Below are 12,718 nucleotides of genomic sequence, written 5' to 3'. Positions count from 1 at the left end.
CTGGCGGTAGGGAACTTTTTGATTTTTTACTGTCCGCTTGACGGGTAGCATACCAGGTTATCTGACATCCACACTTTAATTCTGTCCCGGTTATATATTGTTTTCTTTTCAGCCCTTATGTCGCACTTGCTGTATTGATGAGTCTTGCCTGATACAGAGTATGCTTTAGTGCCGGTCCCAGAACAACTATAAGTATGTCCTTAAGGATCGTAGTAGGGATAAACGGTATGACACAGCTTGCCAGAGCTGCGGAAAGGGTATTGTGTGTCATGGCAACATACCAGAGTGTTCCGATACCGTAATTAAACAGATTTCCTATGAGTACACCGATAAGCACAAAACCGTAATAGCCAATGTTTCTCTGAGAACCCTCTTGTCTTCCGTAAAGCCGTACTCCCAGTTCATCAAAGAGCCCTGCGGAAAGTGCTATGAATGGAAAAGAAATGATGAAACCTCCTGTGACACCAAGTATCTTTCCGAGTCCTCCTGTGAGTCCGGTGAAAACAGGTATGCCTATAGCTCCGAGTAGAACATAGATAAGTGTGGAGCTGAGACCGCGTCTGCTTCCGAGGACAATGCCTGCCACAGGAATGATAAATGTCTGAAGAGTCATAGGTACTCCCCCGGGAAGAGGGATGTTAAACTGACTTACTACTGCTATCACTGCCGTAAAAAGTGCTATGAGGCAAAGGTCCAATGTTTTTGAGTTTCTCATGATGTATCCCCTTTTATTTATTTTTTTCGAACGAGATAAATATAAACTTCCTCCTGCGCCATGTCAACCAATTAGGCGCAAAAGGTTGACATGGCGTAAATCTATATTCAGATTATGGTTTACTGATTTTGTGATGTATCATATTGTATGGAGAAAGATAGTCATATCAGCTATAATAAATAGAAATACAACATAGGAGGATAAATATGGATTATCAGTCAAGATATGAAGAATGGTTGAATAAAATAGATGATGCAGATCCTTTGAAGCAGGATCTTCTTTCCATAAAGGATGATGAAACAGAGAAGGAGGATCGTTTTTATCAGGATCTTTCCTTCGGAACGGCAGGTCTCAGAGGCAAGGTTGGCGCAGGTACAAACCGTATGAATTTTTATACTGTCGGAAAAGCCACTCAGGGTATCGCGGATTATATCGTAGCTCATGGTAAAGAAGCGATGGCTAAGGGTGTGGTTATAGCCCATGACCCGAGACATTTTTCAAAGGAGTTCTCTCAGCTTGCTGCTGGAATCTTTGCTGCCAATGGCATAAAGGTATATACCTTTCCTGATCTCCGCCCTACTCCGGAGCTTGCCTTCATGGTGAGACGCCTCGGGACACAGGCTGGTATAAACATTACCGCATCCCACAATCCAAAGGAGTATAACGGTTATAAGGCATACTGGGATGATGGCTGTCAGGTATCAAGTGAAGTCGCAGACGGTATGCTTGAGAAGATCAATGCTGTAGACCTCTGGGACGGCATTAAGAAATCAGACTATGAGGAAGGTGTTAAATCCGGTGTCATCACTGTTCTCGGGGAGGAGTATGACAGAGAGTACCTTGAAAAGGTGATAGCTCTGAAGATCCATGACGGGGATGAGATCGATCTGGATATTCCGTTTGTGTATACACCGCTCAACGGCTGCGGCTCTATCCCGTTCCGTGAGATGCTTAAGGAACGCGGATTCAGAAACTGGAAGATAGTTCCTGAGCAGGAAATGCCTGACCCTGATTTCACAACAGTCGGCTATCCTAATCCTGAGGATCCTAAGGCATTTAAACTAAGCGAACAGTACGGAAGAGAGTTCGGTGCTGAGCTTCTCATGGCAACAGACCCTGACTCGGACAGATTCGCCATAGAGATCAGGGATGCTGATGGTGACTACATTCCTCTTAACGGAAACCAGACAGGATACCTTCTTGTAAATTACATTCTCGAAGGGCACAAGACTGCAGGCACCCTGCCGGAGAACGGAGCCATGGTAAAGTCCATAGTTACTTCTACCCTTTCAGATATCATTGCAGAAGCCTATGGTGTAAAGATGTTCCAGACCCTTACAGGTTTCAAGAACATCAGTGGAAAAATACCTTATCTTCATGAGCATGGTCTCAAATATCTCTTCGGTTACGAAGAGTCTGTAGGTTATGCGGCGTGTGAGGATATCAGAGACAAGGATGGTATTTCTGCCGGAATGCTGGTAGCTGAGGCTGCCGCCTTCTACAGAAAGCAGGGAAAGACCCTTTGGGATGTTCTTCAGGAAATTTATGCAAAGTACGGATATTTCGCAGAGGATGAGCCAAACCTTGTTCTCGAAGGTATTCCGGGGGCTCAGCGAATCAAGCGTATGATGAGCTGGATCCGTGAGAATCATCCTACAGAGCTTGCGGGCTCAAAGGTAGTGAAGGTCATCGACTATAAGGACGGCTATGAGGATATCCCGGCACAGAATGCTATGAAGTTCTTCCTTGAGAACGGTTCATGGTTTGCCATCAGACCTAGCGGAACCGAGCCTAAGATCAAGTTCTACATTTATTCGAATCAGGATTCAAGAGAAAAGGCTTTAGCTGTGAACAAACAGCTCAAGGATGAAATTCTTGCCATGATAAATACTGTTGAATGATAAACAATAATGAATGATGTATAGGAAGAAAATACAAGGGATGGGTGCCAAGGCTTGCGAGTTGAAAGAACAGACTGTGCAGGACTGTACGCATCCAGATGCACTCCGGTGCAGCTGGTGCGAACAGGACAAGCAGGATGTACTTTCAATCGAGTGGGCCGGCACCCGCCCTTGTATTTTCTGTATTAATCGTTGATATTCCTTAAACGAAATTGTTATGAAAAAAAGATTATGATAAAATGTCCAAGCATATATTTTACGAATTTTTGCCGATAAACCATCTAACGTAACATCGGCTATTCAATCAGGAAAATCGGAGAAATCATGAAGAAAATAAATATTGGAATGCTGGGCATAGGAAATATCGGTAAGGGTACATATCAGACCCTTGAAATGAGCCGATCAAAGATAGAGCAGTCTACAGGTGTGTCTCTGGAGATCGTAAAGATCCTCAACCGTCACCCTGAGATCGACAGAGGAATCGATATCCCTAAGGAGAAGTATGTAACTGATGCTTACGATATCATTAACGATCCGGATATCGACATCGTTGTTGAGCTGATCGGAGGTATCGAGCCTGCTACCACATTTATGGCTGATGCACTTCGAGCAGGAAAGCATGTTGTTACAGCCAACAAGGCAGCCATTGCTGCCAATGGTCAGATGCTTCAGGAGCTGGCCTACAAGAATCAGCTCATGCTCCGTTTCGAGGCGAGCGTAGCAGGAGGTATCCCTATTCTCAATGCTATCTCCAGTGCTTTGATTTCCAATGAGTTCAGTCAGGTTCAGGGTATACTTAACGGAACCACAAACTACATACTTACTAAGATGACAGAGAACGGAACTCCGTACGAAGAAGTACTTAAGGATGCTCAGGCGAAGGGCTTCGCAGAGGCAGATCCTACTGCCGATGTTGAGGGTATCGATGCAGCGAACAAGCTGTCCATCCTCATCTCTCTTCTCTTCGGTATAGGCATTAAGCCCGGTGATATCCCCACAAAGGGTATCACAACAGTGACCAGCGAAGACATTGCATTTGCAAAAGAATTCGGCTATAAGATAAAGCTTCTTGCTACCGCTCACAACGAGAACGGCAAGGTTACCTGCAATGTTGAGCCGTCCCTTGTATCTGAAAACCATCCTCTTGCCAATGTCAACAATGAGTTCAATGCGGTTTATATAACCGGAAATGCTGTAGATAATCTCATGTTTTACGGACGAGGTGCAGGTCCTCTTCCAACCGGAAGTGCTGTTATCGGAGATGTCGTCAGTGTGGCCCGTAAGATCGAGAAGGGTGCAGCCTATGATCTGCTTCCACATTTGAGATATGATGCAAACCTTGAGTTTGCCGGTGAAGGAGCTCATCAATATTACATTCATTGTCATGCTGTTGATCATCCCGGTGTTCTCGGACAGATCGCATCAACTCTCGGTGTATACGGCATCGGCATCAAGACCATGATGCAGCGTGCCGGTGACAACTCCGGCGGAACAGTTCCGATGATCTTCATAGTATACGATGTTGATAAGAGTATCCTCACCACTGCCCTTCAGGTGCTCCTCACAAACGGCTCGGTATCATCCGTAGATAACGTTCTTCGAGTATTGAAATCTTAAATGTATGAAAAAAAGGTTCTGGCGAATACGTCAGAACCTTTTAAAATATTGATAATGATATCCCGCGGCAGTTTCTTTAATTACTCGTTTCCGAAAGAACCACTCATGCGATAGCAGAAGATCTCCTTACCATCAGGAGCAAGTCCGATGGAAGCATTGTCACAGACAAAGAGTGCATATCCGTCATAAAGTGAAGGATAGCCGTCAGTTTCAAGCAGAACCTTAAAATCCTTGTCATGAATTTCAAAATGATTACTGTCGGAATCGCTGCATGTGAACATCCATTTGTTGCTGAGCTTATCGGATGTGACGTTTATTCCGCCGTTGACATGATGGACTTCCTTTAGCTTTGCGTCATATACTGTCTCGCTGGATCTGGAGGTTGCGTCATCATAGAAACTTACTGTGATATACGGAACATCTGCAGTTCCTTCTATAGTGTAGAAAGGATTAGCATAGGAGGATCCGTTGATATACAGCTCCTTACCTGTGATGAAATTCCTGAGCCAGATACCCTTACGATCTTCGCTGTTGGATGAAACAGGTCCGTCTTCATTTCCGTAAGCATAGCCTACGGGAATCTTGGAACCGAAGGACCAGAAGTCTCCGGTGTCGTCTACCAGTTCATTTCCGTCATTGTCATAAACTATGCTGGTCCAGCCGGCACCATCCTTATAGCTGCCGATATAGAAGCCCCAATCATATCGTCCCACACTGCTGCCGTAAGGAAGCTGCTTAATGAGTTTACCTGTACTATCAAAAAGATCAGTTTTTATGTTGTCGTTTGCGGCGATTGAGCCGTTGGACAGGATGACTGCCATATTGTAGCCGCTTCCTATCAGCTCCTTTCCTGAAGTGTCTATGATAGATGCATAGTCACCTATACGCACAAAAGCGCGGCCATTCTCAAAGGGTTCAGCATATCCGTATGGTCCCAATGCTATCTTATGTGTCTTTTCATCTATATAGTAGTATCCGTCGCTGAATTCAAAAACATAGTACCCTTCGCTGTAGCGAACATCATAAAGATAATCTATATTCAGCTTTTCCCTAACCGTGCCGCCGTTTGCTGCATCGAGATCCTCAAGTGTCATGACAACACGGGAATCGAGATCATAGATCTCGAAATCTGCAGTTTCGTCTGACAGCTTACACATCACATGGTCTTTCATGCCTGAGATGTAACCGTATTCAGGGGAAACAAAGCGTCCGTCCTTTGAGATTAGTTGCTGGTGGCGGCTGCTTTCAGGGAGATCAACATCTTCAGAGTTGAACTTCGAAGGATCAGGCGGCATATCGTACTTTATAGCGCGATAGTAAGGAAGGCTGAATTCATTACCGAGCACAGGGTCATAGTAATCCATGGATTCGATGGAATTGTATACGGGGTCTGTAATGAGACGCCCGTGGACATCGAAAAAGCCTTCCATATAACCTGCCAGATAGGAGTAGCCATCTTCCTCTCCGTTGCCGAAGCTTACATACAGAGCATTTCCTTCATATGGAAGAATCAGATCATAATCATCCCGAGGCTTCAATTCAGTGAGGCTTCCTTCAGGAGCATCATCGAGGCGGGTGTAATTATCCACGTGATCATGAGAAGCCTTTGGATTCACATCACCAAAGGAAGATACATCCATTACGGATACATATCCCATCGAAGAGATGAGACGCTGACCGTCTTCTGATACCAGCCAGTCATAGAGGACGCGGGCACCCTTGACATGCTCGTTGGTCAGGTCAGCCTCTTCAGGGATCACACTGTAGTAGGCATTACGATGAGGATATTCCTCATTGCGGATGGTTTCGGGATTCGGCTTAACACCGTCTACAGCAATGATCTTAAGTCCCTTTGCCATTTTCATGTCATTGGCATAATAATAAACGGAATATCCTATGGCATTGGCAGAGTTATCGTAGGACTTTACCGCTGTCATGAGTTCACCCATTTCAGATGCCACAAGTCCCGACGGTGCCTCCACCATAGGAGTGTCCTTCATGATATGCTTAAGGATCAGCGCCTGGGAACCGGCGCCTTCATTACGCTGGAAAGGAATGATCTCGGCATCGTTACCTCCTACTTCTTTCCAGTTTGTGATCTTTCCTGAGTAAATGTCTCTGATCTGGTCAGTGGTCAGGGAATCAACAGGGTTATCCTCATTGACAACGAAAATGAGCGCATCTGTAGCTATGTTTTCGATCCTGTATTTGAACCCGGCGGCATCCATTTCCTTGAAGACCTTGGCATTGGGTTCACCGACGATGAGGATATCTGCATCTCCTGAAAGAAGGTTTCTGAACGACTGGGTGGTTCTGTTGAACTGACAGAGATCCCCGGCTTTTTCAGGGGCAATGTTCAGAAAAGCTCCTGCAATGGCTTTCCCGAGAGGAACTGTGGCTGTTGAGCCATCCATACGAGGGAAGTTTTCTCTGGTGTAACGGTAGTCAGGAAGCTTTATGGGAACTGTAGAAGATACCGTCTCTTCCGCTGTTTCTGCTTCTGTTTTCTCAGGAGCTGTGGTTTCAGTTTTCTTTAAAGCTTCTGTAGTTTCAGGACTTTCTTTAGTGGTTTCCGGTGCTGTGACAGGTTTGTTAACGGAACATCCGGACACAGCAAGAGCTGCCATGGCGATCATGGCAGCTGAAATGCGTTTTCTCATAATAATCTCCATTCCGCCGCTTTGAGCCTAAAAATTCTGTTCTCTACTCTTTCTCATTCTTGTAAATGCAAGGCTCACTACTTCCTGAATGGTGCTTGCTTCTGAAGCTCTGGCTATGCCGTAATCAGCATGTACAGTACAGTTGAAGCCATTCAGAGAATGGATATTATGGATTTCCGTCTGGGCTTTTTGTACGAGATCCATCATGTCATTGAAGCCGGTGGTGGCTTTACAGATCGAGAATTGTCCACCGCTGGCTCTGGCAAGTATGAAGCTCGTTTTGAAAATGCTTCTCAGTATGTCCGCAACCTTACAGAGAAGCTCCTGAGATGCAGTATCCCCATAATCCTCCTGGATGTCTGTGTACTCAGGAATGTCCAGTACAACATGTATATAATTCTCACGATTCTTATGATAGTTGTCATGAAGTTCCAGTGAAGCTACCATAAGTCCGCGTCCGTTCATAAGTCCGGTAACAGGATCTGTGAAGTTGAAGACGCCTGATTCTACAGTGTTCTCTTCGGTATCCACAAAGAATCCCATGAGACCTTGTATCTTACCTTTATTATACAGTGGATACTTGGTTACTGCTATACGGTGGGATACACCATTTACTATATTTTGTCTTAATGCTTCCTTAACAACTTCGCCTTTATTTATGATAGATTCATCTGTTTTTTTCGAGATGGAATTATCTATGTGCCATCCCATCTCCTCACTGGTCCTTCCGACAACCTGCTCTGCAGTAAGACCATAGTAATCGTAAAAGGCTTTACTTGCCCCGAGGAAACGTAAGTTTCTGTCCTTCCAAAAGAACTTAACATCACTCTTGTTCATGAGCAGATCCCAGATATTTTCAGAAACGATATGAGTATTTTCAGTATTTCCAGAATCATTCCGCACAAGCTCTTCTACGACATTCATTACATCAGGATCATTGATTATGGCAGGCTTGCTGCTCACCAGAAGCTTATGGGAGTTGGCGCCTCTGAAGGAGGTGACAGTAAACTCTGTCCACTCAAAGCTTCCATCTATCTGACGCATCCGGAACAGTGCGGAGAAATTTCCTCTTTTATTGTTCTTCAGTATGCTGCGAATGTTTCCATAAGACACGAACTCTGTCCATCTTTTATGCTCGTTAGGATGGATGTACTGCATCACATGCTCGGAATAGTATGAAGTTGTATCCTCTATCACGTCGCCCACCTTTTCTGTAGGGATATTGCTTGCGATGATAGAGCCGGTATGTTCGATCATATCAACATAATGTATGCTGTCATAATTGAACATTATCTTTCTTGCGATGGTGTCAAGCTCGGAGGTGTGGCTTCTGTCATTGTCATAAACCAGGCTGTCCATGGTGGTGTAAAGTATATAGGTCTCGTTACTTGCTGCGATCACTCTGAAGGACAGGCGGTAGTAATTGTTGTTTGCAAGGAAGGTCATGTACTCTTCTGCATTGTGACGTTTTGCCTTGTATGAAAGATCACGGCATTTTCTGCCCTTTGGACTTTCGGGAAGATTCATATCCCTTTCAAATGCAGACAGATCCTCGTATCCTGCTGTCATAAGGATATCTCTGAATTCATCGTTGCAGTACAGTCCCTTAAAGGAGCTGCCGTCTGAAAGGAAGAGAGCCACAGGATTATCGACGATAACATTGGCAAGACCTGCCTTATCGTACATGATTGCATTGTGTCTGGCTTCCCATGTGATGTTACGGGTTGCCAGATAGTCTTCTATCTCATCACAGGGCATGGCTTTTCCGAAGAAGTGTCCCTGTATCTTTTCACAGCCGATGCTTCTCAGGAAATTCAGGAGTTCATAGTTATCCACGCCTTCTGCCAATGTATGTATCCCGAGCTTTTTTGCCATCTCTATCATCATGGTGACGATAGTCTTTGAGCGTTCATTGAAGTTCTTGAAGAAGGCCATGTCTATCTTTATCTGGTCAAACATGAAATCCTTCAGTACGTTAAGGGAGGAATATCCGCTTCCGAAATCATCCATCCATACAGAAAATCCTTCATCACGGAATCTGTCGATGGCTGTAGAGATGATGCCGTTATCACTGACCATGGCGGTCTCTGTGATCTCTATGTTGATGAGATTCTTACGGACGCCGTATTTATTTACGATCTCTGTTATGTAGGAAACGGAATCGCTCACTACGAAATCCGCTCTCGAGATATTGATGGAAACAGGCACTACAGGAAGATCATTGTCCTGCCGCTCACGAAGAAGCTTCACGACCTTTAGGACCACGTAATTGTCCAGCTTGTGGGAAAGCCTGTTCTGCTCAAGTATAGAGATAAAGTGATTTGGTGAAATCAGACCGTACTTAGGGTCTATCCATCTCGAAAGTGCCTCGAAACCGCAGAGTTCACCCGTAAGCGTACGGATAACGGGCTGGAGATAGACCTGTATCCATCCCTTTGCAAGGGCGGTATCCAGATTCTTGATGATGTATTCCTTTTTTTTATTTTCGTCTGCAAGCTTTTCATCGAACCAGACAAACCCTGAATCATAGCTTCCACGAAGGGTATCGCATGCGGTACGTGCTCTGTCACAGGCGATGTCCACTGACAGACCATCGTCGTTGATGGCACAGATTCCCATTCGGACCGGAAGGGTATGTCCGTTATTTATGTTTTGTATCTGTTTAATGATTCCGCCCAGCTCTATGTCTATGCCCACTGCTCTTGTGAAAACGTAGTAACGGTCTTCACCAAAGCGTGAACAGTGCTCTGTTCCGAAATGCTGCTTCAGAATATCAGCTATTCCGCATAGAAGTCTGTCTCCTGCTTCCTGTCCGTAGCTTGAGTTGAAGCCCTTCATATCCTTGAGATCCAGAGTTATGATGACAGCATGGCCGTATCTTTTAAGGAGATCCGGTATATCATTGGCAGCTTTTTCCAAAAAGGACGCACGGGAAAGAAGCCCTGTCAGTGAGTCATACTCCAGCTGTACGGGCATATTGAAGCTATTGAGACTGTTATCTATATCTACAAGTTCAGCTACATTTACTGATTCTCTCATATATTTTTTTTTAGCTCCTGAATGGGGTGTGGTGATTATCCCTATCAATGTGTACATTAAATCTATCATGTTGTGAATCACAATAGTGTCACATTTTAATTTTTCGATGTGACAGATGCGTTAAGGCTGGCGGTTCCGGCGTGTACACTAAGCTTTTATAGATTTTTTATGTCTGATTTATCTGTGACAGTTTTGTGATGGAGACTCTGATATAGTCTCCACATGAAATAAAAAAGTCATGGAGGACGGATTATGATGTTGAACGTATGGACAGCGGTTATGGATTTTACAGCGATTACAGCTTCTGCAGGAATTATAGTATTGATCACAGTCGGAGGACTGCTTAATTTGATGAAAGAAATGGCAGAGCCTGTCAGAGTTAGAGTTAAAAATGATTTTAGGGATAAATCAGTTCATTGAGGGTGTTAAATGAAAAAACGGTGCTGTACTAAGTACAGCACCGTTTTTTCATCTGTTGTGGTATATATTAAGAATCAGAGTACTTCAGTTTTCTTTACGAAATGATACAGAAGTTCTACACAGTTCACCATGTCGCGTACATCCACCACCTCGTAGCTATGCACGTATCTCATAGGAATCTGGATCCCGCCTGAACGGATCCCGCCGTTCAGGGTCTGGATAAATGAAGCATCTGTGGCACCTGCAGCATAGGCCTCTATCTGGTAAGGGATGTCATTTTCTCTGCAGATATCCTTCATTTCCTTTACGATCTTTCTGTCGGAAAGTAGACCGTATATTCCTGTTGTGGTCTTGTCCATGATCTTTATGGAGGCACCCTTTCCAAGTTCATTTACTTGAAGTCCTGCAGAAACGCCGGGGATATCCGTTCCGAGGCTCATATCAAGGGCGATAGCCATATCAGGCTCAATGTTTCTGGCTGCAACTATGGCACCTCTCGCACCTACCTCTTCCTGAGTGGTGAATACAGCATAAAGATCAGGTGTATCATCCTCATCCTTCAGCATCTTGAGAACCTCTATAAGCATAAACACCAGGGCTCTGTCATCCATGGCCTTGCCGCCTATCCTGTGCTTTCCCAGCTCTATGACAGGGTAGTCGATGGATACTGAGTCTCCCACCTGTATGCCCATTTCCAGAACCTCTTCTCTTGAGTCGGCACCTACTTCGATGAAGAACTCTCCTGCTGATTTCGGCATCTCCATGCATCGGTCGGGGCGTCCGGGATGAAGTGAATTTATGATACCGTCAATGTGCTTTCCTGATTCAGTACGTATGATAACGTGCTTTCCGAAGAACTGCTGGGGTGCGATACCTCCGAGGGTCTCCACATAGAGAAAGCCCTTTTCGTTGATATAGCGGATAATGAGTCCTATCTCATCCATGTGGGCAGCCACCATAAGCTTTCCCGGGCGAGTTCCTTTTTTATATGCGATGAGATTACCCATCACGTCGGTGGAAATGCTGACACCATAGTCCTTTATCTCTTTTTCTATAAGGTCATAGACCTCATCCTCCTGTCCTGATGGACCGAATGTCTCTGAAAGTGGTTTTATCAGTCTTCTGAAATCTGATGCTATCTCTTCTTTTGAAAGTTTCATTATTTTCCTCCCCGAGTCAGTTAATGCCGTATTCATATTGCATGTGGCTGACTCGTTAATTTAGTTTTTCTGCATTTTTTGAATTTAGTGATAAATATGGAATATTTTTCATTCGGTCAGCAAAAACATGCCATTCTGTGTCCCGGCTGTCCCGGAACCTCTGTAAGTGCCGGTGCAGTGTTCCTGCACTGTTCACTGCAGTGCGGGCACCTTGTGTGGAAACAGCATCCTGACGGCGGGTTTTCCGGAGAAGGAAGGTCTCCCGCTATAAGCTGCTGTTCATCCTCCGGCATTTCCTTCCCGATCGAAGGGATACTGTCAAGTAGGATGCGAGTATAGGGGTGTTTCGGAGAATTGAAGATATCATCCCTGCTGCCTTCCTCAACAACGTGACCGAGATACATGACCATCACACGGTCTGCCACATGCCTCACTACACTTAGATCGTGGGAAATAAAGATGTATGAGACCCCGAGCTTGTCCTGAAGTTCCTTTAATAGATTTATGACCTTTGCCTGTATGGATACGTCCAATGCTGACACCGGTTCATCGCACAGGATAACATCAGGCTTCTCGATGATCGCTCTTGCGATGCCTATTCTCTGTCTCTGACCTCCCGAAAATTCATGAGGATAACGGTCCAGATAATCCCGGTTCAGACCAACCATATCGCAGGCTTCCAGAATCTTCTCTTCTCTTTCTGCCTGTGTCCTGTATGAGCCTGAAATATCTATGGGCTCTGCTATTATGTCACGTACTGTCATACGTGGATTCAATGCAGAATAAGGATCCTGAAAGATCATTTTTATCTTCTGTCTTGCGGATTTAAGTTCCTTTCCCGACAGCTTTCCGAAATCCTTTCCGTGGAGAGTGATAGTTCCCTCAGTAGGATCAGTGATTCGGATTATGGATTTTGCTGTGGTGGATTTTCCGCAGCCGCTCTCTCCTACTATGGCGAGGGTCTCACCCGGATATAGTGATAAAGAAACGTCATCAACAGCCTTTATGACTGTCTTTCTGTGGGATAAGAAACCGTTGCCATAGGTGTAGTATTTTTTCAGATGCTCGACCCTTAAGATCGGCTCTGTATTTTTTCTTTCGGATATAGTTGTTTCCATAAAGAAGTTACCTTTCGCTAAAATTAACAGCTGTTTTATTCAATTTGCACTGTATGATTCCAAGACACTATGCTGTAGCCCTAAGCAT

8 protein-coding genes are annotated in these 12,718 nt (G+C 44.8%); 3 read left to right on the top strand and 5 right to left on the bottom strand.

What is annotated here, in order from left to right:
* Positions 1 to 115 precede the first annotated feature (115 nt).
* Positions 116 to 715, bottom strand: a complete 600-nt coding sequence (locus BXO88_RS13720; protein WP_078038298.1) for a biotin transporter BioY — start codon at positions 713 to 715, stop codon at positions 116 to 118.
* A gap of 206 nt (positions 716 to 921) precedes the next feature.
* On the opposite strand from BXO88_RS13720, the gene BXO88_RS13715 reads away from it, so the two are divergent.
* The gene (locus tag BXO88_RS13715; RefSeq protein WP_078038297.1) at positions 922 to 2,616 is read left to right on the top strand and encodes a phospho-sugar mutase; all 1,695 of its coding nucleotides are present in this window, start codon (positions 922 to 924) and stop codon (positions 2,614 to 2,616) included.
* Positions 2,617 to 2,940: 324 nt separating this feature from the next.
* Entirely contained in the window at positions 2,941 to 4,233 is a 1,293-nt protein-coding gene (locus BXO88_RS13710; RefSeq protein WP_168171721.1) for a homoserine dehydrogenase, read from the top strand.
* 80 nt (positions 4,234 to 4,313) lie between these two features.
* Here BXO88_RS13710 and BXO88_RS13705 read toward each other — a convergent pair whose 3' ends face one another.
* Complete coding sequence (locus BXO88_RS13705; RefSeq protein WP_168171720.1) at positions 4,314 to 6,893, bottom strand: PstS family phosphate ABC transporter substrate-binding protein; 2,580 nt, start codon at positions 6,891 to 6,893, stop codon at positions 4,314 to 4,316.
* A gap of 27 nt (positions 6,894 to 6,920) precedes the next feature.
* Positions 6,921 to 9,932 (bottom strand): EAL domain-containing protein, encoded by a 3,012-nt coding sequence (locus BXO88_RS13700; protein WP_168171719.1) that lies wholly within the window; start codon positions 9,930 to 9,932, stop codon positions 6,921 to 6,923.
* A gap of 252 nt (positions 9,933 to 10,184) precedes the next feature.
* Here BXO88_RS13700 and BXO88_RS16580 point away from each other — a divergent pair, with 252 nt between their 5' ends.
* Complete coding sequence (locus tag BXO88_RS16580; RefSeq protein ID WP_168171718.1) at positions 10,185 to 10,352, top strand: hypothetical protein; 168 nt, start codon at positions 10,185 to 10,187, stop codon at positions 10,350 to 10,352.
* 74 nt (positions 10,353 to 10,426) lie between these two features.
* Here BXO88_RS16580 and BXO88_RS13695 read toward each other — a convergent pair whose 3' ends face one another.
* The gene (locus BXO88_RS13695; RefSeq protein ID WP_078038293.1) at positions 10,427 to 11,512 is read right to left on the bottom strand and encodes a M42 family metallopeptidase; all 1,086 of its coding nucleotides are present in this window, start codon (positions 11,510 to 11,512) and stop codon (positions 10,427 to 10,429) included.
* Positions 11,513 to 11,628: 116 nt separating this feature from the next.
* Positions 11,629 to 12,630: an ABC transporter ATP-binding protein gene (locus BXO88_RS13690; RefSeq protein ID WP_078038292.1), complete on the bottom strand. Its 1,002-nt coding sequence runs from the start codon at positions 12,628 to 12,630 to the stop codon at positions 11,629 to 11,631.
* Between the last annotated feature and the right edge of the window lie 88 nt (positions 12,631 to 12,718).

The organism is Oribacterium sp. C9, from assembly GCF_002007235.1.
In the GTDB taxonomy this organism is placed as follows: domain Bacteria; phylum Bacillota; class Clostridia; order Lachnospirales; family Lachnospiraceae; genus Oribacterium.
Note: the sequence above shows the minus strand (reverse complement) of the source record. Positions and strands in the feature narration are given on the sequence as shown.

Bases quoted from the DNA above. Each gene is read 5' to 3' on its own strand.
- BXO88_RS13720 (WP_078038298.1), bottom strand. From the start codon at position 715: ATGAGAAACTCAAAAACATTGGACCTTTGCCTCATAGCACTTTTTACG.
- BXO88_RS13715 (WP_078038297.1), top strand. From the start codon at position 922: ATGGATTATCAGTCAAGATATGAAGAATGGTTGAATAAAATAGATGAT.
- BXO88_RS13710 (WP_168171721.1), top strand. From the start codon at position 2,941: ATGAAGAAAATAAATATTGGAATGCTGGGCATAGGAAATATCGGTAAG.
- BXO88_RS13705 (WP_168171720.1), bottom strand. From the start codon at position 6,893: ATGAGAAAACGCATTTCAGCTGCCATGATCGCCATGGCAGCTCTTGCT.
- BXO88_RS13700 (WP_168171719.1), bottom strand. From the start codon at position 9,932: ATGAGAGAATCAGTAAATGTAGCTGAACTTGTAGATATAGATAACAGT.
- BXO88_RS16580 (WP_168171718.1), top strand. From the start codon at position 10,185: ATGATGTTGAACGTATGGACAGCGGTTATGGATTTTACAGCGATTACA.
- BXO88_RS13695 (WP_078038293.1), bottom strand. From the start codon at position 11,512: ATGAAACTTTCAAAAGAAGAGATAGCATCAGATTTCAGAAGACTGATA.
- BXO88_RS13690 (WP_078038292.1), bottom strand. From the start codon at position 12,630: ATGGAAACAACTATATCCGAAAGAAAAAATACAGAGCCGATCTTAAGG.